The organism is Rhodopirellula sp. JB055, assembly GCF_043100905.1.
GTDB lineage: Bacteria > Planctomycetota > Planctomycetia > Pirellulales > Pirellulaceae > Rhodopirellula.
The window spans coordinates 1-23,601 of sequence record NZ_JBICHO010000192.1; the positions used below are offsets into that span (position 1 = coordinate 1).

A 23,601-nucleotide genomic window follows, 5' to 3' on the forward strand; every position below is an offset into this window, starting at 1 on the left:
CATCAACGAGTTCTGATTGTGCGATCGCTGATGTAGGCCAGGTCCTAACTGGCGATGGTGATCGGCCGGTTGATTATCCACGTCGACGTTGCGTTGAAACGGGTGGACGCCGCGCTTCGTTTCAAATCATTGGCGAGGTAGCCAGGTGGGACCTGGCCTACGTTTGCATCCACGAGTTCTGAATGTGTGATCGCTGTTGTAGGCCAGGTCTTACCTGGCGATGGTGATCGGCTGGTTGATTGGCCACGTCGACGGTGCGTTGAAACGGGTGGACGCCGCGCTTTGTTTCAAAGCATTGGCGAGGTTGCCAGGTGGAACCTGGCCTACGTTGGCATCAACGAGTTCTGAATGTGTGATCGCTGCTGTAGGCCAGGTCCTACCTGGCGATTGGCGATCGGCGGGGTGATTGGCCACGTCGACGGTGCGTTGAAATCGGGTGGACGCCGCGCTTTGTTCCAAAGCATTGGCGAGGTTGCCAGGTGGGACCTGGCCTACGTTGGCTACGTTGGCATCAACGAGTTCTGATTGTGTGATCGCTGTTGTAGGCCAGGTCCTACCTGGCGATGGTGATCGGCCGGTTCATTGGCCACGTCGATGGTGCGTTGAAATCGGGTGGACGCCGCGCTTTGTTCCAAAGCATTGGCGAGGTTGCCAGGTGGGACCTGGCCTACGTTGGCATCAACGAGTTCTGGGTGTGTGATCGCTGCTGACTGCATTTGATTTTCCACGAATGGGGGATATCGAGTTTCGTGCGGGAATCTGCTGGCGTCCGGCACTGCCACCTCACCTCTTCCGAATGGCTTTGTCGAAGTCCCGTTCGGCAGTCCTGTTCCTCCTGTCACAGTTGAGGATTGCTCCCTTCCATTCTCTGGCATTTCGTTCGGGGCGGGACCAGCACCGCCTCAATTTGCGGGTGAGAAAATCCCCTTTGGTTCTTATCCACGTGGTCAACCCGATCGCGTCGAATCGGGCGTGTTGTCTCAATTGCAGAACGCTGATTTCGCTTTCCAACCGTTGAGAACACCGTTGCTGTTCCGAAACCCGTTTCATTGGTTGCAAGCGGATTGAATGCAACATTCGTTGTGGGAAGATGTTCACGCGGAAACTCGTTCCAGGTTTCAGTGAGGACGGCATCGATTTCTGTTCATGCAGGGCTGCCGAGATAGAGGTTCCGAGATTCAATCCATCGATCCATGTTGACGCTCAATACCACTGCATCGCGTAGTCTTTGAAACGCTGCAGCGTGGATTGGCGATCGACGGGACTCGCGAATCGAGTGGCGAGTTCCGGATGATCGGCCAGCCTTGAGACGAGTCGTAGGGTGGAGCCCTGTTGTTCGCTCCAATGAGTCGAGCCTGACGCTGCGAGTTCGGCTTGGCGGATAGCCAGGCGAGCTTGAACCCCTTCTCGAATGATCGGATCAGGGTGTTCGAGCAAACAAAAGGTGGAAAGCAAACCTTCGTCGCTGATCGGTTTGACGGCCAACATCACCGACGGGGCGGAGTAACCCGAGTTGACTCGGGAAGCATTGTAGCGATGGGAAAGGTAGTCGACTGGCGTCACGCTGTAGGCGATCACGACGATGGTCAACGCCAACATCTGCGAGCGAAGCAACCACCAGAAATTCTTAGTGGTCGCGATCTTGTAAACGACCAAAGCGAAACCAATCGCGACGGCGGTGATCCCAAACAGGCCAACCATACGAAGGCGAGTCATTCCGTTGTAGCCGATGTAGATCAGCAAACGGTTGTAAACCGCCAAGGCAAGCAGCAGGTTTTCCGCGGACCAGATCCACGCCCACCAACGAACCTTGGGCATGCGAGGGTCGGCGAGCAGACTGCGTCCGAAGATGACCGAGAGAGAAACCGTTGCCAGTCCCAAAGCGATGGTCAGCCACGCGGCGCCTTGATGAGCGTAGCCGGCGTAGTAAAAACCCTCTGGGAAATCGCGTCGCCAAAGTGTCCAAAATTCAAAGCACAAGTAGGCGGCGAAGAGTGTCGCGACAGCGATCAATGTGTTGCGATAGGCGAAGTAGAGACCCGATTCCGCTGATGCGACCGCGGGTTGGTTTTCCGAATGGTCGCCGAATCGCAAATGCGGACGGAGCGGGCGAATCAATCCCACGCCGATCGTCAACGCCAAGACGCAGAACGGGATCTCCCAAACGGAAAAATTGCTGAACCAATCCAAAGTGAGGTTCCAGGCGGACTGAACGCGTCCGCTGACCCAGGAAACCAAATCAGGGTTGGCCATCACGAAGATTCCTCCGAAAGCCAACACGGCGCCGACGGGAAGCAGAACCGAAGCAAGTCGATGATGGCTGCGAACTTGATCAATCGCTTGGCTGGTCAACCGGTAGCGAGAGATACGGTCGATGCCCGTGACGAAGCTACGGCCGAACCAAAGAAAACCTTCCATTACGAAGGGAACCACACCGCTAGCGGCCATCGACATGGCAACCACCAAGACCGTCGCTGAGAAGATTGCCAACGGAGATCCTTGCCAAAGCAATCTCAGTGCAACCAAACCGGCCAACGCCCCGCAAATGGCGAGCGAGCGTCGGTGAGGTGAATTTTGGGCGGCGTACCGAAAGAGGATTGGCGTCAGCACCAAGAAGATTGCAATCGACAAGTAAGTCGCCAGCCGAAAGATCAACACGTCCGCAGCGAATGTCCAAACAACAGCCGCCGTGATCTCGCGGGTTGCCAGGCGGATCGGAATCCCACGGTCTTCACCCGCCACATTCGAGGGAGAATCAGACAGGGGGTCGGCTGGGGTGCTCAGGTTGCTGGACATTGCGAATCACCTTCGTGTGAGAGAAGACCCGGAGACACTTGAAAACAACGCCACCTATTCTGGCCAATTCTTTTGGAGCGAACGGACCTGCCACGGGCAATCTCAGTATAGACCGGACGGTTGCAGGAGTGCCAATCACCGGGATTTCGAACCGTTGGTCGCTTCGCGATCGGTCTGGTGGGTGGGCGCCGATCGGCAGGTTCGGCTTGGAAGGTTGTGTTGATGGAAGTGGCGTTTGATTCGTGTCCATCGTGCGCGCTCAGCGATCAATCGTTGGCTTGATTTGTGTGGAAGTTGCTGCATCAACCAAGCGTTGCGCCGAACCCGAAGGATTCTTCGGTTCTTCATGGAAGAAAGTTGGTGGCTGGCATAGCCGTTGCGTGAGGTCGGTGCTGTCGTCAGACGGCGACGTTCTTCAATTCCCGAACGATTCCACAATCAACAAGAGGTATGTCATGACTTCATTCAGAAGAAGTCTCTTCTTCGCAGCAGCGGCCATCTGCTCCGCTTCCCTGCTTCCAACCGCCCAAGCTCAAACGTCCTTGTCGACTGGCGATGGGTTCTTGAAGGTGTCCAGTCAGATGCCGGAGGAGGTTCGTCTCGGCGAGAGTTTCCAATACACCGTTGAGGTCACCAACATTGCTGACTCGGTGACGCTTCACCAGGTCAAGTTGGCTCAGAAGAACGCAGAAGGGCTGACCATCGAATCCGTTTCGCAGTCGGGCAAACAGCAGGACAAGAAGAAGTCGCAGTCCGAAAGCAAACAAAAGAAGAACAGCAACAGCAAGAATCAAATGGTGATTCAAATGCTGAAGCCCGGCGAATCGCGAAAATTCGACGTCGAAGCGGTTGCGGATAAAGAAGGTGAGATCCGTAGTTGCTTGGAAGTTGTCAGCTACAAACCTGCGATTTGTTTGACCAGCGAGGCTGTGAAGCCCCAATTGGAGCTGACGAAGTTTGCGCCCAAAGAGGCAAACCGCTGCAATGTCATCGAGGTGGAATACACGCTGAAGAATGGCGGCAGTGGCGATGTTGGCCCAATCACCATCACGGATTCACTTGGTGATGGGTTGGCGACGATCGATGGCGAGAAAGAGTTGAAGTTCAATGTCGATGGGCTGAAAGCCGGTGACACTCGTAAGTTTTTGGCTCGCGTCTATGCGGCAAAAAGCGGTGAATTCGGCAGTCGTGCCGTGGCAAAAGCAGACGAAAGCGACTTGAGTTCGCGCAGTCAAAAGACGCAAACCAAAGTGGTCTCGGCGGACTTGGTGGCCAACGTCAACGGACCCAATCGTTTGTACGGGAATGACCTCGCGCACTTCACCGCGACGATCACGAACCAAGGCAATGCTCCTGCCGAAGATGTTCGGATCAACTTGATGTGGCCAGAAGCAGCCAACCTGGCGGATCTGAGTGAACCGCAGTTGAAGTCCAGCGATCAGTCGCAAGAGAGCAACTCGAAGAAGCAGCCTGAAGGTCAGCCTACCGTTGCAAAATCGGACAATCAGTCGGGTTCGAATTCGGAGAATGGCAAGAACGGTGAGCAATCGAAGCAGGATGATTCGCCCAAGATGGCTGAAGAAATGCTGACGATTGACAAACTGAATCCTGGCCAAAGTGCCACGATTGATTACGCCATTCGAACTGGTGAATTGGACGAGATTCCTACGAAGGTGAAAGCAACCAGTGTTTGCACCGTCGACCCTGCCGAGTCGCAAGACAATGCGACCACGCGTGCAACTGCGACTGCGATGGCCCGTGCCAAGGTCGTGCGTTTGCCCGCTCTGCAATTGACGGTTGTTGACGACGAAGACCCTGTCAAAGATGGAAGTGAAGTGACGTACACCATCACCGTGTGGAATGAAGGCGACGCGATCGACAACAATGTTCGCCTGACCGCTGAACTGCCAGAGGGATTGAAGTTCGTGTCCGCTGATGGACCAACGGATTTGAAAGAAGAAGGTCAAAAGGTCCAGTTTGCACCCATCAAGAAAATGCAACCGGGCGATGAAGTGACCTACACCGTCAAAGCAGAAGGTGATGGAGAAGGCTCGGTTCGATTGACAACCCAATTGGCCAGCCAATCGCTTTCATCGAAAATCACGGCGGAAGAACCCACGCGAATTTTCAAACGCTGATCGGTTGAATGCCAGTCTGAACTGGTGAACGACGGATGATTGACTGAGCAGGCTCGCGGCCATTTTGGCTTCGAGCCTGTTTTTGTTGCCGGGATGGTTCCTATTGGTGATCACAATCGGAATGAGATTTGCAACCGATGATGTCGAACTGTTTTGTGATTCGAGGCCTTCGAAACGCAGCATCACTCTTACCTCGTATCAAAACTCCAAATCGTTGAATTTCCATGGGCGACTCGTTTCAGCAGCGAAGACGGATCGACCGTCCGGCTGATTGGGGCGGGACGAAGTCGACCGTTCATTTGCCTTCGTCGTCAAGGGGAAGCGATCCGTGGCTGATCGTGATCGCGATTTGTCTGCTTTGCGGTTTGCTGTATCTGGGCGCGGCTTTGTTCGTGCCCTTGTCAATCGCTGTGCTGGCGTACCTGACGTTGCGACCCGCGGTTTCGCGTCTTTGCAAACGAGGTGTTCCGAAGTCGTTGGCCAGTGGTTTGGTCATCTTGGTGGCGTTCATGTCGATCGCCTTGATTGCAACTGTTCTCTATTCACCCATGCAAACTTGGATGGACCGAGCACCAGAAAGCTTGCATCGATTCCGCGGGAACTTTGATTCTTTGACCGAGAGGATCGACGAGGTGAATGAGGCGGAAGAGTCGGTCCGCCAGACAGGAGAAGAGATCGGAGTCGAGAAAACGTTGAAGATTCAAGTGGACCAGCCTGAGTTGATTGATTCCTCGTATTTGATCAACACAACGGGCAGCGTTTTGGCATTCATCATGGCCATCGCTGTGCTGACGTTCTTCATGCTTTCCACGGGTGACGATCTTCTCAATCGAATCTTGAACGTGTTGCCTGATGAGGAGCGGCGAGAGAACGTTCTGAGAACCATTGGAGACATTCAAGACAACGTCGGTCGCTATCTCGCCCAGATCAGCGCGATCAATTTGGGGTTGGCGGTTGCGGCGACGCTGGTCATGTGGGCAGTGGGAATGCCCACGCCGATCTTGTGGGGTGTGTTGGCCGGCTTGTTCAATTTCATTCCTTATGTCGGGCCGCTCGGAGCAACCGCACTGGTGTTGCTAGCAGCAGGCAGCGCGTTCGATTCTTCGACGCGAGCGCTCCTCACCGCGTTTGCGTTCTGGTTGGTGACCGCGATTGAGGGGCAATTCATCACGCCCGCAGTCGTCGGACGAACTTTGAAAGTCGGTCCGATCGTGGTCCTTGTCGCTGTCGCGTTTTGGGGCGTGATGTGGGGATTGCCGGGGGTTCTGTTGGCCGTCCCAATGCTGATCATGATGCGCCAAATTTTCGCCGCCTTTGAATCGACGTTCCCGCTGGCCGTTGTTCTGGGGGAAGAATCATGCGACGACAGCACGGAGGATTGTGAGCCCATCAAAGAGGATCAACCCCTCGCGGAAATGGCGACCTCGTGAAGCGGGAACCCGCATTCGCGTCGTTCTGAATGGGGATCGGTATGGGGTTTGCGAACGATAGGAAACAGCTCGTTTGACCGCGGATGTCATCGCGTGTTCCGGTCTGAGCGTTGCGTGTTCAACGCGATCGTCATCTATCCACTTTGTTCCATTGAGGCCTGATTCATGTCCGCCAACGCCACCTCTCGTTTCTCTTGGCATGGTTTCCAAGAAGCTCGTTTGCCAAAGGTTCCGTCTTGGGTGGAAACGCTCGGCAGGGCCGGCCATATCGCGAAGGGTGTCGTGTATTTCATTGTTGGGTTCCTCGCCTTTCGTGTCACCATTGGAGCCGGTGGTGAGGTTGGCGGGGCTCGCAATGCGATCCGTGAAATTGGCGAGCAGCCTTACGGAAAGTTTCTGTTGGGGGCAGTCGCCATTGGGTTGCTGGGGTACACCGCTTGGCGTTGGGTGCAGGCAATCAAGGACACCGAAGGGGCAGGAACAGAAGCAAAAGGGCTGGTGAAGCGAACCGGCTATGCGATCAGTGGCATCGCCTACTTGATACTCGGTTGCTATGCCGGGTCGTTGTCGCTCGGCTGGGTCGGCAGTTCATCGAACGGTCAGTCTTCGCAAGCGTCATTCTTGCTGGATAGCACGCCGGGGAGGATTGTCCTTGGGGCCGCAGGGATCGTGACGATCGGTGTAGGGATTTACTTTGTGGTGAAGGGTTATCAAGCCAAGTTCATGACGAAGTATCAGTTGGCCGAAATGAGTGACTCGTTTCGGACGACGGCGCTGCATGCGGGACGCATGGGGTTGATCACGCGCGGGATCGCTTTCGCAATCATTGGATCGTTTTTGGCTCAGTCTGCATGGCAGGGCACCGCGAATGGAGAAATCGCGGGAATGGGGGACGCACTTTCCGCCATCGCTGACCAGACGTTCGGTCGAATCCTATTAGGTGTCGTCGGATTTGGTTTGATGGCCTACGCGGTGCATATGTTTCTGCTTGGATGCTACCGGCGATTCAATGTTTCGAATGGGTAGGCTCCATTCCATCGCCACTCAGGTGAGAGCCAGCTGATGGCATGCGGTTCGGCGCGAATTTGCGGGGGTCAAACTCTCGGTACCGCTGTGCGGCGGCGTCGATTCCGCTGCAGGGGCCCATTCTGCAGGCCATTTGGGGTATGATGGGTTCTTCCAAGCAGCTTCGCCCTGGCACTGATTGATGCCGATTTGCAAACCGCGTGGTGTGTTGGTGAAAGAGCTTCGAGGCTTGGACGAGTTTCCATGTTGGCGGGAGAGCGTTAGACGCTGTCGCCATCGTGATTCGTCATGTGCCATTTTCTTTCGATCAGCAAAGTCGGGGTTCGATCATGTCAGCGGAAGCTTCTCCAGTCTTCAAGTCACCCGGAAACGATTCCGAGATGAACGAAGCGGCGGCCAAGGCTCGCAAAACGTTTCGCTATTTTTGGCGTGAAATGTCTTGGGAGTCTCGCCGCATCATTCCGGGGTTGGAATTGGCGGCCGTGAAGGCAACTTTCACCGATCCGCCTGAAGTGCGAGCGGAGGACCCCGATGCGTTGGAATGTGAACACATGTGGTTGATGGACGTTCGCTTTGATGGACGCAAGGTGGAAGGAACACTGATCAATTCTCCGACTTCCTTGAAGTCAGTCAGCGAAGGAGATCGGGTTCGGATTCCAGGGCGACAATTGTGCGATTGGATGTATGTGATCACCGGTGAAGTGTACGGAGGTTTCACGGTGGATTTGATGCGATCGCGAATGAGCAGTTCCGAACGCAAGCAGCATGACGATGCTTGGGGATTCAATTTTGGGGACGTTGGAGTGGTCAACCTGGTGCCTCCCGAATACATCGGTGAGACAGCAACCAAGAAGAAAGGTTTGTTCGCTCGTTTCAGCCATCCGGAGGTCAAGCCGCAAGACTATGCGAAGGTTGCTGAAGGCGAGCACCCCATGTCGGTCAACATGCGAGACTCATTCAGCGAAACGTTGACCGAGAATCCGGAGTTGGTTCATGAAGCAGACGACAACGGATACACGTTCTTGCATCAGTTGGCGTTGGCGGGATCGTTGGACGGTGTCGATGTTTGTTTGGAACATGGTGCCGACCCGAACCAGGCGGCTCCCAATGGGATGACTCCTTACACGCTGGCCAAGTGCCTGGGGTGGAAGCGTGTGATGGCTCGATTGAAAGACGCCGGCGCGGACGGTTGATGACTCGGGGGTCCGCCGAGGCCCAAACACGCGTTATCAAATTGGTCTGACTTCATGCGGCGAAGACGGGGAGTGGCAAAAGCGACACTGTCACTCCCGATGGCACCGGCTGTTCACGAGGAGCCGATTGGGTGACTGATGGATTGATTGGCGATAGAGTTTTGGGGAACCGTTTTGCACTTTCGTAGAGAATCTCTTTGATGTCGGCCGATCCCAATCCCTATTCTGTTGGTGATAGTGCCAACAACCATACGATTGCAGAGGCCCCCAGGACTTTCTGGGGCAGTTTCTTCGTGGTTGTGCGGGTTGGTTTCGTTTCGATCGTTTGGATGATCGTTTACTTCTTTGTGGCGGCGTTTGTGATCGGTTTTTTGACGGGGATTTACACCGCGGTTCGCTATTCCGTGGGAAATCCCCCGGCCAATCCGAGCCCTTGGTTCAGCATTGCCTGGATGTTTGCACCCCAGGTGATTGGCTTGATAGGGCTTGTGCTTGGATTGCTCGGGAGATTGCCTGGAACGCGAAGGTGACGTCAATCTTCGACGCGTTGAACGTCGACGTAGTAGGCACCGCAGATGGAATCTTGGTTGCCGTCGAGCATCCAGGTTTGCATCTCGATAGGGCCGGCGCTGAGTTGCGTTCGGAACGTGATAGATTCGCCAGATGAATCCGCTGGGCTGGTTTGGTCGAAGTCGCCGATCTTGAGTCGGCCAGACTTGATCGGCAGGGAGACACCAGCGGGAAAGGTTCCGTCCGTGACTTGCTTCATTGGAATGGATTGGTCGAGTTTCAAACCCGACTCTTTGGACCAACGGCGCAGTGCGAATTCATAAGTGCCGGGTTGATCGACGATCAGATGCCACACTCCGTTTTTGAGCACACCCCGACGGATTTGGACTTGTTGGTCAACAAAGATATCCAGCCATTCGCAAGCGGTCAGCAAGCTAGGGTTTTCTTGTTCGCTGCCGATCACAACGCGTTCGGGAGTCATCACATCGTCCTTGACGCCGTCCCACCAAGTCGCCAAGTGCTCTCGCATTTTCGCGACGATTTCGGGGTGGTATTGCGCTACGTTGTGGTATTGGTGAGTATATTGTTCGACTTTGTACAGACGTCGATTTTCGAGCAAACGCCATTTCTTCCACATCACCGCAGCACCATTGCGCCGGGGAATGGCGGGATTGCCTTTGGTGTAGGTGACTTTGAACTGTGGCATTCGGCTGTAGTTGATCACGAGCATCCGATCGGCCAGAGAATCGGTTTCTCCGAGCAGTCGTGGCGCGAGGCTGGTTCCATCCAGTGGACCGGGCAGGTGTTCCTCGCAATCGGCTAGGTCAGCGAGCGTTGGCAAAAGGTCTTGCACATGTGTCAGGTCATCGATTTTTTGGGCGGCGAGTTGGTTGGGCCAGCGGATCAGGCAGGGAACACGGTGACCACCTTCCCATAGTTTGGTCTTGTTGCCCCGCATGCCTGCGTTGAAGTAGTGGTGTCCGAAGGTGCTGCCGTTGTCGGTCAGGAAAACGAGGATCGTGTTTTCTGCGAGTCCGGATTCACTCAGAAACTGAGTCAGCTTGCCGACGTTGTCGTCGATGTTCAAACCCATCGCCAGAAAGCTGATCAGGTCTTCGAGGTTGCTGGGCGTGGTGTCGAGCTTCTGCTGGAGCTCCTGTTGCAGAGCTTTGTCTCGGCTGAGTGTCAGTCGGGCTCGGTCGCGATATTCATCGGGAACGAACCAAGGCCAGTGGGCGGAGTTCAGCGGAATGTAGGCGAAGAAGGAAGACTCTTCAGTGCTGGTTTGTTTTGCCCATGCGATGGCTTCGTCAAAGAACACGTCGGTGCAGTAGCCGGAATACGCGGCACGTTTTCCGTTGTGGATGTATGTGTCATCGAAGTAATCATTGTCCCAGTGATCGGGGACGCTGTTGATGTGCGAAGAAGGGAACCACAAGGCTTCGTCAAAACCTCGGTCTTCGGGACGGAAGGGATAGTTGTCGCCGAGGTGCCATTTTCCAAAGATCCCGGTTCGGTAGCCAGCGTCTTGGAATACATCGGCCATTGTTTTCAAGTCATGCCGCAACAGCGTTCGGCCACTGCTGACGTTGATCGCGGCGTTGCGAAACGCATCCAAGCCAGACATCAATTGCCCGCGAGTTGGCGTGCACATCGGAGCGACATGGAAATCCGTGAGTTGAACGCTTTCAGATGCCAGTCGGTCGATGGCGGGCGTTTGAGTGTAGGGGTTGCCGTTGAAAGAAAAGTCGCCGTATCCCTGGTCATCGGTCATGACCACAATCACGTTGGGGCGGGCACTCGAATCTGCTCGCAGCGAGGCCGGTAGGAAGCATTGGTTCATGAGTGCCGCACAACACCAAATCAGGAGTGTCGTTGCTCGGGGCCCGATCGAGCGTGCAAATTTTCGGCAGCGGCCGAAGGGATTCCGGGGAAGCGTTGCTCTATTCGGAAGCTGAAACATATTGATTCTCTGGGGCGGGGAATGCGGTGGGGGTGGGGCGATGGTAGGCAGGATGGACTCGAACATCAACAATGGTGAAGGCAGACAAGATTGATTTCGAGACCACGTGCACTGGGTTAGAATGGATGCATGATATGCGATCTCGACAGCAGCATCCCGGAGTGGATGGTGGAACATCCTGAGACAGAACATGTGTTCAACGAGTGCAAGCTGGACACGAGTTGCGCTGGCAAGTCACTGCGCTACGTTTGCATTCAGGCAGGGTTCAGTCCTCCTGAAATTCTGCAGAGGCTGAAGACGGCGATCAACCAATCCAAATGCGATGACTGAGTCGGATCTCAATCCTTCGCAAGCAAGTTGCATTGGTTTGGTCGTCTGTTGAAGACGAACTGAACGCGATCACACTCCGGTTGGCTCGATCAACAGGCTGCAGCCACGTCCGTCGGGATCCTCGAGTAGGAACCTTTGGGTGATCATTCAACTCCAACGTGAACCACGACTTCTTGTGGTCGGGATGGATCGTGGATTTCGAAATCGCCGAGATAGCTGCGGTTCAGTTGGCTGCTCCAAATCTCTTGCCATGTTTCGATGAGGGCTTGTGGCATTTCGCCGCGAGCGCGGAAGGTTGCGTAGTCGGCGACCGGTAGTTCGCGGAGCACGAAGTCATCCCCGGCACAACAGGCATCGATGACTTCGCACCCGAGGAAGAACGTGAAGGGTTGAGTATGGTCACCTTCGTAGTCGAAGTAGGCTGCGATCAGATTGTCGTCGACGCGATCCGGGATGTCGTCCGCAAGGTTCTCGCTGGTGAACCGCTGCCACAGAGCGGCAATGTCCTGCGGTGTGGCGTTGGAAGTTCGGGTTTCAATGCCGTACAGCGTTCGTGCTGGTAGGGTTTCAATGTTCATGATGGAGTTCCCAACGCTTGCACGCCGATTCGATCGCAGAAGTCACCGAAGCTTTCGCCGGGTTGGCGATGCTCTTTGAAGTGCAGAAACACAGGTCGCAACGTGGCAGCAATTTCGCTACGTGGCACTTGGTCTTTGTAGACCGATGCCATTTGATTGCCTCGAAGATTGCCGCCTAAAAACACAGTGTAGCGACCTTCGCCGGTTTTGCCGTCCATACTGCGACCGACCAAACCAACGTCCGAGTTGTAGGGGCGGGCGCATCCGTTGGGGCAACCGGTCATGCGAATGGAAAATTGTTCGTCTGCCAAATCGAGGTCATTTAGTTCCGTTTCGATGTCATCAATCACGCTTGGCAACACGCGTTCACTTTCGGTCACGGCGAGGCCACAGGTCGGCAGCGCCGGGCAGGCAAAAGAGAAGCGTCGCGCGTTGCTGATTTGTTCCATCGTCATGACGCCGTGATCCGCGAGGGCTTGATTGATCACTTCGCGTTGGCTTGGTTCGATGTCGCACAGCAGAATGTTTTGCTGTGCCGTCAATCTGCAATTGGTCACATGGTTTTCGAACAGCACGCGGAACGCGGATTTCAGTCGCAAGTCACCATCGTCTTTGACGCGACCGTTTTCGATAGGCAGGCCCAGGAACCATTTCCCGTCACCTTGTTCATGCCATCCCATGTGGTCGTCGTGTCCGGTCACATCGGCGGGATGCGGTTCAGGCAGTGGACGTGGCAGCAAACCCGTCGGCATGCCGCAGATCGATTCCGCTTCGGAAAGGTATTCCTCGACCTTCTTTTTGAACGCCGGCAACCCCATGTTGTGAATCGTGTATTTCAGTCTCGCTTGGCTACGATCGGCTCGGTTGCCAAAGTCTCGCTGCACCATGATGACTGCCGTGATGATTGGCAGCACCTGATCCGGTGTCACGAAGGTCAAACGTTTCGAGAGAGCCGGGAAGCAGTTTTTCTTGCTTGGGGTCGTGCCCATCCCGCCGCCGGTCAGCACGTTGAACCCAATCAACTGGTCACCCTCCGTCACGCCCAGCAACCCAAGGTCGTTGTCATAGATGTCAACGCAATTGTCCTCGCAGAGAGCCAACGCAATTTTGAATTTTCGAGGCAGGTAAGCGTTTCCATAGATCGGATCGGGTTCCGCCTCGGTTGGCGAGCCAGCGACCTGTTCACGATGGCCCGTTTCCAAATCCTTGATCCAGATTTCGTGGTAGGCACCGGTGGTGGGACGAACGTGAACGGCGATCTGGTCGGCGAGCTGTTGCAATTGATCGCGTAATTTGTTCTGTCGCAGCGGCGCCGGGCAGCAGCAGACATTGCGTGTCACATCACCGCACGCGGATTGGGTGGAGAGTTTGATTTCGTTGATCCGGTGGATCACACCCCATAAGTTGTCTTTGACAACTCCGTGCAATTGAATGCTTTGTCGCGTGGTGATTCGAATCGTGCCGTTGCCGAGTTCATCGGCGATGTCGAGTTCGCCAAGGAACTGCGCGGCGGTCATCTTTCCGCCTGGAATTCGGTTCCGGACCATGAACGAATAGGCCTTGCCCAGGCCCTCTTTGCGACGTGATTTTCTTAGGTCTCGGTCGTCTTGCTGATACGTGCCATGAAATTTCAGCAATTTGGTCGTGGCGTCTTCCACATGATCGGTGGTCGCGTCGGCCAGTTCCTCCACGATCTTTCCACGCAGCCCGACGCTGGCTTCCTTGATGAGTTCTACCTTGGACTTCTTGGGTTTTTCCGCCGCCATCAATGACTTTCCTGAAACCTGGGTCGCATGAAAACTTAAAAGATGCATCAGTCGTGCATGTTTCTAGGGCATTCCCAGATGCGTTGTCAAGTTTCCCCAGTGAGCTGGGCTTGCGTGAATCCATTCCTGCATCGATTGGCGGTTCAGTGGCAGGGGGACGCTGAGATGATGCTCGGGCAACGAGTGGTCTGCCAAGGTTCAGAGGAAGGGTTCATCGTCCACTGCCCTAAAAACAAGTCGTGACACACCACTAGGAAAAATCGTTTGGTTCAGTCGTGTTGCGAGCTAGAATGAAGGCATGACTGAACCAAGGACATTGATGAATCGCCGCGTTTGTTTGTCGTCTTTCGCGTGCTCGAGCATGGGAGCGTTCGTCGCGGCAGGAGCGACGATGCCAGCCAGACGTGCATTTGCCCAGGATGGTGCGTCGCCGGCCCAGGCGGATCCGGGGGCAGGTTCGGCGGTTGCAGCGGCTCCGATAGATTTGACAAAACCGCAGACGACTCGTTGGCGTTTAGGCGTGAAGATCGACACGCCGGTGACGTTCACTTCGGGATTGGCCACTTTTCCCGTGTTCATGGATTGGCCGGAGCAGACCGTTTCGGTTGTGGGACGAACGGTTGAAGGGCGAGTTGGCAATGTCGCGATTCGGGATTTGGACGGGGCGCGGCAAGTTGTCGTCACGATTCCCCGGTTGACGTCCAGCGGTTCTGTTCAGGTCGAGCTGGAAATGGAAACGGTTCGCCAGCCAATCATCGCGCCGACCGAGACAGAAGAGTTGACGGTTCCGGCACGTTTGCCTCGCCAGTTGCGGGCGTACATGGGAAACAGCCCCATGATTGATGCAACGAACCCTGCGATCCGGGCGTTGTCTCGCGAATTGGCTGGCGATGCGCCGGAGTCGTCTTGGGAAAAAGTGCGTCAGATCTACGATGTGGTTCGTGACAAAGTGCGATACGTTGAAGGTCCGATTCGCGATGCGTCGGACGCGCTCAAGACGGGCGAAGGGGACTGCGAAGACATGACCAGTTTGTTTGTGGCGCTGTGTCGCAACGCTGGCATTCCCGCGCGGATGGTCTGGATTCCCGGTCATTGCTATCCCGAGTTTTACATGGAGCCGAAGGGGGCGAAGGCTGATCGCGGCGAGTTGGCGGGGACTTGGTACCCGTGCCAGGCGGCAGGGACGGAGCAATTTGGCGGGATGTTAGAAGCTCGTCCGGTCCTGCAGAAGGGCGATCGGTTCCGGGTGCCGGAGCAGCGAACTCCGGTGCGTTACGTCGCTGAATTCTTTCGGTGCGATCGCCAAGGCTCCAAGGCGCCGCGAGTCGAATTTATTCGCGAGCGTGCTTGAGGGCGGCGTCCTGGAGGAATAGGCGACGTGGCGGTACACTTCACGGGCTGAGTGAATCGTTTCGAGTCTTGACCCCGTGAGCACATGTCCAACTTGCACGCTGCCCATTACGCCGACGCGATGGTGCGTGTCGATGCGCCCCTGATCCGCAACGAAGCCATCGCGGAGAACACGCATTTGCTTCGCGTGGCCGCGCCCGAGATTGCTCAGAGTTTTCGTCCGGGCCAATTTGTCATGATCCGTATGACGGGCGTGAATGCTCCGCTGATCGGTCGCGCGTTTGCGATCTACGATGTTCACCCCGGTGACGATGGCCAACCGGAATCGATTGATCTGATTTACCTTCGCAAGGGAGCGCTCACGGTTCCATTGTCGGAGGCTCCCGTGGGAACCATGGTGACCGTGTGGGGACCGCTGGGAAATGGGTTTGACGATCGGGCATGTGATCGACTGATCATGGCAGTGGGAGGAATTGGCCAGACCCCGATGTTGGCCGCGGGCCGAGACGCAAAGCATCGCGGTTGGGCCAAGGACGTCGAGTTGATCTACGGGGCTCGGCGAGCGTCGTTGTTGGCGGGTGTCGAGGATTTTCGAGCGGCCGAGTTTGAGGTGACCACTTGTACCGACGATGGGTCGGAAGGTCGTGCCGCGCGAGTTCCCGATGTGCTGGCCGATCGATTGGAAGCCATCCAGAAAGAGACGCCTGAAGCTCGGGTTCGAGTGATCACCTGTGGCCCCGAAATCATGATGGAAAAATCGGCGGAGGTGTGTCAGCGTCTCGGTGTCGATTGCCAGGTTTCGATGGAAACGCCGATGGCCTGCGGGATCGGGATTTGTTTCTCTTGTGTGGCCAAGGTCAAGCAAGACGATGGCGAATGGGATTACAAACGCACATGCGTGGAAGGTCCGATCTTCGACGCTTGCAAGATCGTGTGGGAGTGAGTGGGCGGTGCTGCCCGAACTCCGTTCGTTTGGTTTGACCTATCACGCTTGGTTTGATCTACGAGGCGTTGTAGGACTGAGCGAGTTTTCCAACGACGTCGGCGACTGCTTCTCGGTACTCGGCGGGTTCCAGTACCTCAGCATCGCTGCCGAGAGCCAAGACCTTTGGAAGTAGTTCGCGCGGGTGCGATGCGGGGACGGTGAGGATGGTGTCAGAGGCAGGGTCTTCTGTGTCGACAGGCTCGAGCTTCTGTTCGGGGTGCCAGGGGTCTTCGCGAAGGTACGACGCCGAACGGTTGCCCAGGCGGATTTTGACGGGCGTGCTGCTGTCGCCTGAAAAAATGCCGATGCTTTTGCCAAGGAACTCGTTCAGGTTGATCTTGGGGTCCGGTTTGAAGTAATCGTCCAGCACCGTGGCTTGCGTGAACCGGTCGAGTTTCCAGTTGCGGAGTCGTTCGGATTCGTCGGTGACTTCGGGGGCAGCAGCGACGACATAGATGCTGTTTTGGTGAACCGCCAATCCGTAGGGTTCGATCTGACGCACGGAGGCTTCGCGGCCGATCGGTTTGTATTTGATCTCGACCACGCGGTGTTCCAGGATCGCCCGATTGATCGTCTTCAGCATTCCCGATTGGGCTTCGTAGGTCTTGCTCGGCGTGCCGGAAACGTAGAGGACTTTGCGGTATCGTTGGTAGTGTTCGTAGACGCCTTCGGGGATCGCTTCTTGGACTTTGTTCCAGAACGTCTCGATGCCGTGCCAGTACTGGGTTCCCATTAGCGGGTAGAGCAGTTCGCGGCCGATCGACAGCGCGATCAGTTCGGTTGCCGAGAATGCGATTTCGTGGACCGCGGTGTGGTTGCGACCCAAGCGATAGATTCGACCACGCTCGAGGACTTCGTTTTGGATGTCGTATCCGGCGCCTTGGAGTGCCTCCAGGTCACGGCGGACCGTGCGGGTGTGAAGCGTCGACAACCCGAGATCCAGGATCAGGTCGCCGCGAAGTTCGTCCAGGGTTCGGCCAAAACGTGAATCTTCGAGGAGTTGCAGGAGCTTGTGTTGGCGGATCAGTTGTTCGTTGCGTGCCACGTCGAAGGTGCCTGGTGTCAGATGGTCGAGAGCAAGGTGTGAGCAGGTTGGTCAGACGCCGGAGGTGGGCCGCCAAGCGTGGGCTATGACTTGCGAGATTTGCGGCTCGTTTTCGATGGCGAATCCGATTGTTTCGCGGGCACGCGAATTCGTTGCATGGTGATCTCGCCGTCGGCGGTTTTTTCGACTTGGATCTGAGGTCCCGGTCGGCGTCCGCGGCGGGGGCCGACTTCCAGTGGCGTGAAGCGTTTGTTGATCGGTTGCAGCAGCTTGGTCAGGCAGTAGCTGTTGATGCTCAGACCAAGTTCTTTGGCTTCTTCGACGGCGGTCGCGTGCATCGATCGAGGCAGGCGAACGGTGATCACTCGCTCGGGTTCATGCTCCTTGGTCTTCGAATTGTCTTGGCTGCGGATCGAGGTCATGATCTCGAGCAGTTCCGCGAACTCGGGGGTGGATTCGAAATGCCTTCGTTGGGCGGCGTCGGGGAACAGTTTCCAGACGACTCCATCGCAGCCCATGATCTCGCGGTAAAAGACGACCCAGCTTCCGGTTTGGGCGAAGGCCTCGGCCGCCAGTTTCAGGACCATCTGTGGGCGGTGCTCGTAAGGCATCTCGGGATCGAACGGCGACAACTGGATGGGGCTGGTCGTTGGCGTGACCGATTTGGCTTGTCCCTTGGTGGCGGAGGTTGCTGTGCCGGTGGACCGAGCCAAGTCGCTGGCGTAAACAGCCGGCTGGGTGTCGCTCTCGCCAACCGGATCCACCGACGTGACCACCGTTTTTTGGTTCGCTCGCGAAACGGAGGCTTGTCGAGTGTCGGTGGAATCAGTGCGGCGGGAAGGCGATGACGTCATGTCGTGAGCGAAAGGGGCTGAAGGTGCACGGGTCGTTTGGGACGTGGTGCCATCCTCCGGGCCGATCAAACGCGTCTGCGGAACCTTTGCTAGCAAAGGGACTTACGTCGCCTGTGTTTGCCTGCTTGTTTTTTGTGCACGCCCTTTCCTGGCGGGGGCTTGGCGGGCTGCCTGTTTTTTGTGCATCGAAAGAGTGCTCGAATTGGAAGTGTCCACTTCGAAATGGTGCTTCGAGTTTTCGAAACAATTTTTTTGGAAGCGGCCTCTTGGTGTGTTGGTTCCCAGGTGAGTGATCGCATCGTAGCGATGCGATTCGGGGTGGGCGGTGCGGTAGAATTTTGGGAAGCTCTCCAGTCTGGAAGCCGGAGCAGACTTCGGCTCAACGGGTCCCACACCGAACACCAAAAGGAAACAGTCATGGCCAATGAAGCGCTGATCAATCAGCTCAACGAGATTCTCAAGCACGAGTGGACGGGAGTTGCTCAGTACTCCCAGGCCTCGTTCATCATCGAAGGTGTTTGGCGAGAGGTTTACGCTGACAAGTTCTTGGGCGACGCGAAGGAGTCCTTCGGTCACGCTCAGTTGGTGGGTGAGAAGATCTCCGCTCTGGGTGGCGTTCCAGTTGCCACTCGCAATGAGATCAAACAGAGCAAGAACTTGGTTGAAGTGCTCGAGTTCAGTCGCGATTTCGAAGCCAAGGCAGTCGAGATGTACACGCAAGCGATCGAGCTGGCCGAGCCGCAACGCAGCTTGGTTGTGTTTCTCGAAGACATCCTGAAGGAAGAGCAAGAAGGCGTCGATGAGTACACCAAATTGCTGCGTGACACGCCTGCGTCGCAAGCCTCGATGAGCGGTGAACCTGTCCGCAAGTCGGGCTGATCGGAACTGCTTTTTCGCACGGCGGGTCTGCTGTTGCAAAGTCGCCGAGTGTTCGATGGCAGCCCTGTCTTGGGGGTGCCATTTTTTATGCGCTCTCGCTCGTGGTCAGGCGGTTGGAGCTAGCGGCATCGAACGAGGTCGGACGGCGAAATGGAGTGCTTCGCCATAGTTGTTGCAGCGGCATCGAGGAAGCGGTCGGCATCGACCGGGTAGCCTGCCGTGGGTTGGAAGGGTTCCGTGCCGACCCAGCGATCAGCGAAGAATCGATTCAAGAACGTCATCGCGATTTCGCGGAGGCACTTCGCATGCAGGGAAGACATCGCGACGGGGACAAACGAATCGCCTTTGACGGTGAAGTGCATCCGCAGTTGGTGGTCTTGGGTACACACGTCGTAGACGCTGCAGCGATTGGTTTCATCCACGACGCGAACGGCCGCATCCGGGAACGTGGCTGCGATGACTCCCGCGTAATATCGTCGGCCGCCATGCCGGTCAAAGAAGATTTGGCCGTGGGTGTGAGAGCCAAGTTCGCTGGACTGGATCATGGAGGCGACCAAGCCCAGGCTGGTTTCTCCTAGCAGGTCACTTTTGTTGGCTGAGTTGCCGGTCGTTGGCGAAGGTTCGCAGAAAGCATTGAATGCTTTTGCGGTGATCATTCGGGCACGCGCGTCGGCGAGTTTCCATTCGGGCAGAGCCCAGGCATCGATGGCTGGGCCAACGGTGGTTTCATCTAACCAAGCGTCGGGCAGTTCTTTCAGCCAGTTGCCCGGCGGTAGCATCTCCGCGAGCCACGGGACCACGGCGACTGATTCGAGATCGGCGGGGATCAGTGTCGGCAAGCGTTCCTGCCAAGTGGATTCCGTTTGGCCCATCACGCGATGGGCAAAAGAAAGTACGCGGTGAAGGTTGCCCAGAGGGGATGTGTCACCACGTCGCTGCGTGCGACTTTGGAAGATGCGTTTGGAGTCATCGACCCGGATCTTTTGTCCGTCGATCATCACGGGCGATTTCATGACTTCCCATGTCGCCGCGATCTGGTCGTTCCAGGTTGTTGATTCCGCGGGGCCTTCCCAGAGTGTCGCGGCAACAACCAGCGGCCCGAGTTTGGGGCCGTAGCCGGCTTCGTCAACCGCGATCAGGTACATACAGCGGTGTCGAATTCCGGTGGCGTTTGGTAGTTCTCCGCAAAGCGGATCATCAGTTCCTCGTTGCTTAGCAGAGCATCGACGACATCCGATGCCCACTGTTTGCCGCGACCTTCCAAGAAGATTTTGCGGACTTTGTCCAGTGGCATGCCTTTGCGATAGGGGCGGTCACTGACCATGGCGTCAAATGAGTCCGCGACGGCCAGAATCTGTGCCGCTCGAGGAATGCTCTCGCCGGCGAGGCCATCTGGGTATCCACGGCCGTCCCAAGATTCATGGTGATGGCGAACGGCGGGAAGGATGTGCCGGAAGGGACGGATCCCCTTGAGGATTTCGTAGCCCAGGACCGGATGTTGCTTGATTTGATCGAATTCTTCGTCGGTCAATGCGCCGGGTTTTTTAAGCACCGAGTCATCAATGCCGATCTTGCCGATGTCGTGCAAGATCCCTGCCAGTTGAAGCGAGTCCGAATCGTGTTGGGACATTCCAAGACGCCGCGAAAGTGCGACGGCCAAGTCGGCAACGCGGGAACTGTGACCGCATGTGTATGCGTCCTTGGCGTCGAGTGCAGACGCGAGAGATCGCACCATGCCCTCTAGCATCGATTGCATTTCGATGTATTGGCGTTGGTTGACCAAGTGCATGGACAGCATCATCAACACCGATCGCACCAGGTCGATGTCAACCGTGTTGAATTCCGGTTGGTCATGGGTGCGGAGCGCAATCATGCGTCCCAGGTGAGTGCCGCCGCGGTGGATCGGCAAGATCATCAATCGGCGATTGTCGAGTTGAGGGTCATCGCTTTGATTGACAATGGTGATGTCGCGGACGATGCCATCGGTTTTGGCTGTGTGTCGCCAAGCGGCCGCGATGATCGATTCCAGTTCGGAGATTTCGATCGGGTCGCCAACCGATAGTCGTTCTGGTTCTTCGTCTAGGCATTCTGCATCGGCGGGGCAGAGTTCGACCACGGCAGTTCGCCAGGGAACGCAGACGGAGAGTTGCTTCAGCATGTCGATGCAAATCGCGTTTGCATCGCTTTCCAGTTCCAGTTTGGCTGTTAGGTCATGGATCAGTCGAATTTCTTCGAACTTGTCCGACAGGGAGATCGAGAGTTGCTCGATATCATGAACGAGTGTCTTGTTGACTCGCTCCATCGCCTCGTGAGGGCTGGCGGTGACGTTGGCTGCTTCGTTAGCAGCCCGTTCGGCAACGCAGATCCCGGCCAGCACGCTGGCGTGCAGCGGGTCGATGTCGGTTTTCGAACTGGTGAAAGAAGCGGTCATGCAAAACCGTACCACTTCGATGACAGCGAGTCGGAAATCAATGGGTTTTGGTAGCGGAGGATGGTGTTTCCCCCCGTTCAATTAGGAGGGATGTTCCGGTTAGTCTCTGTCGTCCATTTCGTGTTGAATATTGCGACGCTCATTCTTAAGCGCTTCGCTGACTCGTTGAAGGAGTTGGCGTTCGGCATCGGACAGCGAATCGACGCCATCGCTGTGCAATCGCTGCAGAATCTCGTCGACGCGAGCGGCGTCGTCGGCTTCTTGGTGTTCTTTTTCCAGGGCTTCGCGCAGGCGTTGTTGTTTCACAGCTTCTTTGCGTCGGGCTTAGGCGGCGCCAAGTTCCCATCGGGCTGAACCGGCCTCGAAACCGTCCGATCGGGTTTCGTTCGCCGACCTCGGTGTAGTCGGCTCGCCGGACGATCGATTCGTAAATCGCGGTGAGGTCGGAGGATCCCGAAGAGGTGAACAGCCACAGCGACAAGGCGACAACACCGGCAACCGCCGGCCAGGCCAATCCGCCGGGTTGAGACGTCACGCCGGTGGAGTGCAGGAGAAGATTGCCGCCGATCAGTGTGAGAAGGGCCATCGAGATTACCCAGGCACGCATCGCACGAAGGCAGGTACGTGGGTCTTGTTGAGGGCCGCCGCCAAAGAGCGCGAACACCAGCGCCCAGCCAACTCGTCCCAATGATTGTGGCAGTGGCAGCAGGTTCCAAATGCCTTGTAGGCACCACAGCCAAGCCGCCGCAGCCCAAGGGTCGTCCAGCCAAGCGATCGGGTTGCCGTTCTGAGGTTGGGACGTTGACAAGAAAGAAATGCCAATCATTGCGAGTGACCCCAGTCCCAGTATCAACATGCACTGGGACCAGGTCATCAGCACTCCGGACACCGAGATTCCGTGAGGCCGTTGCGTGGGGGCGGTCCAAACGCCTCCGATCGTGACAATGCAACCGCCACGATGGACTCTTCCGTTGCGTTGGTGCCAGACTGCGATTCCCGTTTGCACGGCCAGGCCGAGTATCCAGAATCCGAGCAGCCAGGCCATCCACTGAGCGTGGCGTCCCCAGTTGGTTGCGAACGTGTTGTCAGTCAAATGGGCGGACACGCCAAACGCGATGGCAGCGAACAGGCCGAGCGGCAGTGACATGGCGATGGAGATTTCCACGCCCGCGATTCGGAGAGCTGGCCAACGAATCGAACGCCCGAAGCACATCGATTGCTCGATGGCTTCTTGTTCACGCAGTAGGGTTGCGGAAGAGCGATCGCCGGGATGCACCGGAGTCATAACGGTATCGAGCTGGACGGTGAGGCGGACCGAGGGGCAATCACGACGCGGAACTGTCGGATCGCTTGCGTTTGATCATCGTCAGTTCATTGCCCACTTCATTGTGATGGATTTCGTCCATGAATGCACTGATCAGCAGTAGGCCGCGACCACCGATGGATTCCAGGTTGGCTGGATCGGTTGGATCGGGCAATGCCGAGACATCGTAACCCAGGCCTTGATCGCGGATCACGAACACGGCCTGGCTCCGTGTGGCCGTCAGCGTCACATAGGTTCGACGCTCGTTGTAGGGAGGCTGTTCGCGGTTTCGCCGAATCTTTTCTTGATAGGCTTCGCCGTTGTCGACTTCGCGAAGAGCCGACTCGACTTCCAGGTTGCCGTGGATCATCGCGTTGAGGATGGCTTCATCGAGAGCCATTGCGATTTGGGTCCACGTCATTTCGTCGAACAGGTGTAGTTGAGCGAGTTCCTGTTCCAGTCTCGCGATCACTGCCGGAACCAATTGCTCGTGGCTCGGCAGGACCAGTTCCAATTTGATTCGCGAAACGCACTGGTCGATGTCGGTGGCTTGTGATGCCGAGCGGCTGACCTTGAGGACTTGTTCAACGGTGTCGACCAGGCCTTCCGATGCCAGGTGCAAAGGGATGTAGGTGGCCGCGCCCCGCATCAGGGCTTCACCGGCGACCGGTTCGGCGCCTTCGCGCGTGATCAAGATGATCGGAACGCGCGGGGCAAGCTCACGTAGTTTTTCGACCCAGCGGATCGCGGCTGTTCCCGCGTCGCTTGACGGCGAGCTGGCATCACCAGAGTCCGAGTTTTGCGTCTTGCACTTTGGCAGTTCGGTGATGATCAAGTCGAACGATGCGACGGCGAGTTCTTGAAGGGACTCGTCGCAAGACTGAACTGCAACGACTTCGCGAGAGTCATCGTGGAGGAGTTGCACCAATTCATTGCGAGCACTCTCCTCGGATTCGATAATCAGAACGCGATCACTCACGGGCAGTCCTCCGCCGCAGACAAACAGTCACATGGACGGGTGCCA

Annotated in this window: 19 protein-coding genes; 9 read left to right on the top strand and 10 right to left on the bottom strand. The window is 56.4% G+C overall.

The window, feature by feature from the left end:
- Positions 1 to 1,203: 1,203 nt before the first annotated feature.
- A complete protein-coding gene (locus ACF8AM_RS07800; protein ID WP_392555093.1) occupies positions 1,204 to 2,796 on the bottom strand; it encodes a DUF4153 domain-containing protein in 1,593 nt (530 codons plus the stop codon).
- Between the two features lie 455 nt (positions 2,797 to 3,251).
- On the opposite strand from ACF8AM_RS07800, the gene ACF8AM_RS07805 reads away from it, so the two are divergent.
- From ACF8AM_RS07805 to ACF8AM_RS07825, 5 genes are all read left to right on the top strand, one after another.
- Positions 3,252 to 4,934 (top strand): DUF11 domain-containing protein, encoded by a 1,683-nt coding sequence (locus ACF8AM_RS07805; protein WP_392555094.1) that lies wholly within the window; start codon positions 3,252 to 3,254, stop codon positions 4,932 to 4,934.
- A gap of 224 nt (positions 4,935 to 5,158) precedes the next feature.
- Positions 5,159 to 6,364, top strand: coding sequence for an AI-2E family transporter (locus tag ACF8AM_RS07810; RefSeq protein WP_392555095.1), 1,206 nt, complete (start codon positions 5,159 to 5,161; stop codon positions 6,362 to 6,364).
- A 165-nt stretch (positions 6,365 to 6,529) separates the two neighbouring features.
- Positions 6,530 to 7,390: a DUF1206 domain-containing protein gene (locus ACF8AM_RS07815; RefSeq protein WP_392555096.1), complete on the top strand. Its 861-nt coding sequence runs from the start codon at positions 6,530 to 6,532 to the stop codon at positions 7,388 to 7,390.
- A 380-nt stretch (positions 7,391 to 7,770) separates the two neighbouring features.
- Positions 7,771 to 8,583: a DUF2314 domain-containing protein gene (locus ACF8AM_RS07820; protein WP_392555097.1), complete on the top strand. Its 813-nt coding sequence runs from the start codon at positions 7,771 to 7,773 to the stop codon at positions 8,581 to 8,583.
- Between the two features lie 200 nt (positions 8,584 to 8,783).
- Positions 8,784 to 9,113, top strand: a complete 330-nt coding sequence (locus ACF8AM_RS07825; protein ID WP_392555098.1) for a hypothetical protein — start codon at positions 8,784 to 8,786, stop codon at positions 9,111 to 9,113.
- Between the two features lie 2 nt (positions 9,114 to 9,115).
- Here ACF8AM_RS07825 and ACF8AM_RS07830 read toward each other — a convergent pair whose 3' ends face one another.
- Positions 9,116 to 10,936 (bottom strand): arylsulfatase, encoded by a 1,821-nt coding sequence (locus ACF8AM_RS07830; RefSeq protein WP_392555099.1) that lies wholly within the window; start codon positions 10,934 to 10,936, stop codon positions 9,116 to 9,118.
- Between the two features lie 249 nt (positions 10,937 to 11,185).
- Here ACF8AM_RS07830 and ACF8AM_RS07835 point away from each other — a divergent pair, with 249 nt between their 5' ends.
- Complete coding sequence (locus tag ACF8AM_RS07835; protein ID WP_392555100.1) at positions 11,186 to 11,386, top strand: hypothetical protein; 201 nt, start codon at positions 11,186 to 11,188, stop codon at positions 11,384 to 11,386.
- A 143-nt stretch (positions 11,387 to 11,529) separates the two neighbouring features.
- Here ACF8AM_RS07835 and ACF8AM_RS07840 read toward each other — a convergent pair whose 3' ends face one another.
- Both ACF8AM_RS07840 and ACF8AM_RS07845 read right to left on the bottom strand, forming a co-directional pair.
- Positions 11,530 to 11,964, bottom strand: a complete 435-nt coding sequence (locus tag ACF8AM_RS07840) for a GyrI-like domain-containing protein (RefSeq protein WP_392555101.1) — start codon at positions 11,962 to 11,964, stop codon at positions 11,530 to 11,532.
- On the bottom strand, positions 11,961 to 13,778 hold the full coding sequence (locus ACF8AM_RS07845; RefSeq protein ID WP_392555102.1) for an NADPH-dependent assimilatory sulfite reductase hemoprotein subunit: 1,818 nt from the start codon (positions 13,776 to 13,778) through the stop codon (positions 11,961 to 11,963). The genes ACF8AM_RS07840 and ACF8AM_RS07845 overlap by 4 nt, the downstream gene beginning before the upstream one ends.
- A gap of 250 nt (positions 13,779 to 14,028) precedes the next feature.
- On the opposite strand from ACF8AM_RS07845, the gene ACF8AM_RS07850 reads away from it, so the two are divergent.
- Together ACF8AM_RS07850 and ACF8AM_RS07855 are read left to right on the top strand one after the other, a co-directional pair.
- The gene (locus ACF8AM_RS07850; RefSeq protein WP_392555103.1) at positions 14,029 to 15,081 is read left to right on the top strand and encodes a transglutaminase family protein; all 1,053 of its coding nucleotides are present in this window, start codon (positions 14,029 to 14,031) and stop codon (positions 15,079 to 15,081) included.
- An 84-nt stretch (positions 15,082 to 15,165) separates the two neighbouring features.
- Positions 15,166 to 16,023: a dihydroorotate dehydrogenase electron transfer subunit gene (locus tag ACF8AM_RS07855; RefSeq protein WP_392555104.1), complete on the top strand. Its 858-nt coding sequence runs from the start codon at positions 15,166 to 15,168 to the stop codon at positions 16,021 to 16,023.
- Between the two features lie 58 nt (positions 16,024 to 16,081).
- On the opposite strand, the gene ACF8AM_RS07860 is transcribed toward ACF8AM_RS07855, so the two are convergent.
- On the bottom strand, positions 16,082 to 17,110 hold the full coding sequence (locus tag ACF8AM_RS07860; protein WP_392555105.1) for a helix-turn-helix transcriptional regulator: 1,029 nt from the start codon (positions 17,108 to 17,110) through the stop codon (positions 16,082 to 16,084).
- A gap of 83 nt (positions 17,111 to 17,193) precedes the next feature.
- Positions 17,194 to 17,964, bottom strand: coding sequence for a toxin-antitoxin system HicB family antitoxin (locus tag ACF8AM_RS07865; RefSeq protein ID WP_392555106.1), 771 nt, complete (start codon positions 17,962 to 17,964; stop codon positions 17,194 to 17,196).
- 417 nt (positions 17,965 to 18,381) lie between these two features.
- Between ACF8AM_RS07865 and ACF8AM_RS07870 the strand changes: the two genes are divergently transcribed.
- The gene (locus ACF8AM_RS07870) at positions 18,382 to 18,843 is read left to right on the top strand and encodes a bacterioferritin (protein ID WP_392555107.1); all 462 of its coding nucleotides are present in this window, start codon (positions 18,382 to 18,384) and stop codon (positions 18,841 to 18,843) included.
- A gap of 119 nt (positions 18,844 to 18,962) precedes the next feature.
- Here the strand turns inward: ACF8AM_RS07870 and ACF8AM_RS07875 are convergent, their stop codons facing one another.
- From ACF8AM_RS07875 to ACF8AM_RS07890, 4 genes are all read right to left on the bottom strand, one after another.
- Positions 18,963 to 19,988 carry a hypothetical protein gene (locus tag ACF8AM_RS07875; protein WP_392555108.1) on the bottom strand — a complete coding sequence of 342 codons (1,026 nt, stop codon included), beginning with the start codon at positions 19,986 to 19,988 and terminating at the stop codon, positions 18,963 to 18,965.
- Positions 19,979 to 21,274 (bottom strand): HD-GYP domain-containing protein, encoded by a 1,296-nt coding sequence (locus tag ACF8AM_RS07880; protein WP_392555109.1) that lies wholly within the window; start codon positions 21,272 to 21,274, stop codon positions 19,979 to 19,981. The genes ACF8AM_RS07875 and ACF8AM_RS07880 overlap by 10 nt, the downstream gene beginning before the upstream one ends.
- Before the next feature lie 145 nt (positions 21,275 to 21,419).
- Complete coding sequence (locus ACF8AM_RS07885; protein ID WP_392555110.1) at positions 21,420 to 22,559, bottom strand: hypothetical protein; 1,140 nt, start codon at positions 22,557 to 22,559, stop codon at positions 21,420 to 21,422.
- A 40-nt stretch (positions 22,560 to 22,599) separates the two neighbouring features.
- The gene (locus ACF8AM_RS07890; protein WP_392555111.1) at positions 22,600 to 23,556 is read right to left on the bottom strand and encodes an ATP-binding protein; all 957 of its coding nucleotides are present in this window, start codon (positions 23,554 to 23,556) and stop codon (positions 22,600 to 22,602) included.
- Positions 23,557 to 23,601: the final 45 nt, after the last annotated feature.

What these genes read in the sequence shown, in the direction of transcription:
- ACF8AM_RS07870 (WP_392555107.1), top strand. Translation starts at nt 18,382, where the DNA reads ATGGCCAATGAAGCGCTGATCAATCAGCTCAACGAGATTCTCAAGCAC.
- ACF8AM_RS07865 (WP_392555106.1), bottom strand. Translation starts at nt 17,964, where the DNA reads ATGACGTCATCGCCTTCCCGCCGCACTGATTCCACCGACACTCGACAA.
- ACF8AM_RS07830 (WP_392555099.1), bottom strand. Translation starts at nt 10,936, where the DNA reads ATGAACCAATGCTTCCTACCGGCCTCGCTGCGAGCAGATTCGAGTGCC.
- ACF8AM_RS07815 (WP_392555096.1), top strand. Translation starts at nt 6,530, where the DNA reads ATGTCCGCCAACGCCACCTCTCGTTTCTCTTGGCATGGTTTCCAAGAA.
- ACF8AM_RS07825 (WP_392555098.1), top strand. Translation starts at nt 8,784, where the DNA reads ATGTCGGCCGATCCCAATCCCTATTCTGTTGGTGATAGTGCCAACAAC.
- ACF8AM_RS07840 (WP_392555101.1), bottom strand. Translation starts at nt 11,964, where the DNA reads ATGAACATTGAAACCCTACCAGCACGAACGCTGTACGGCATTGAAACC.
- ACF8AM_RS07850 (WP_392555103.1), top strand. Translation starts at nt 14,029, where the DNA reads ATGACTGAACCAAGGACATTGATGAATCGCCGCGTTTGTTTGTCGTCT.
- ACF8AM_RS07800 (WP_392555093.1), bottom strand. Translation starts at nt 2,796, where the DNA reads ATGTCCAGCAACCTGAGCACCCCAGCCGACCCCCTGTCTGATTCTCCC.
- ACF8AM_RS07880 (WP_392555109.1), bottom strand. Translation starts at nt 21,274, where the DNA reads ATGACCGCTTCTTTCACCAGTTCGAAAACCGACATCGACCCGCTGCAC.
- ACF8AM_RS07810 (WP_392555095.1), top strand. Translation starts at nt 5,159, where the DNA reads ATGGGCGACTCGTTTCAGCAGCGAAGACGGATCGACCGTCCGGCTGAT.
- ACF8AM_RS07885 (WP_392555110.1), bottom strand. Translation starts at nt 22,559, where the DNA reads ATGACTCCGGTGCATCCCGGCGATCGCTCTTCCGCAACCCTACTGCGT.
- ACF8AM_RS07835 (WP_392555100.1), top strand. Translation starts at nt 11,186, where the DNA reads ATGATATGCGATCTCGACAGCAGCATCCCGGAGTGGATGGTGGAACAT.
- ACF8AM_RS07855 (WP_392555104.1), top strand. Translation starts at nt 15,166, where the DNA reads ATGTCCAACTTGCACGCTGCCCATTACGCCGACGCGATGGTGCGTGTC.
- ACF8AM_RS07875 (WP_392555108.1), bottom strand. Translation starts at nt 19,988, where the DNA reads ATGTACCTGATCGCGGTTGACGAAGCCGGCTACGGCCCCAAACTCGGG.
- ACF8AM_RS07805 (WP_392555094.1), top strand. Translation starts at nt 3,252, where the DNA reads ATGACTTCATTCAGAAGAAGTCTCTTCTTCGCAGCAGCGGCCATCTGC.
- ACF8AM_RS07820 (WP_392555097.1), top strand. Translation starts at nt 7,771, where the DNA reads ATGAACGAAGCGGCGGCCAAGGCTCGCAAAACGTTTCGCTATTTTTGG.
- ACF8AM_RS07845 (WP_392555102.1), bottom strand. Translation starts at nt 13,778, where the DNA reads ATGCATCTTTTAAGTTTTCATGCGACCCAGGTTTCAGGAAAGTCATTG.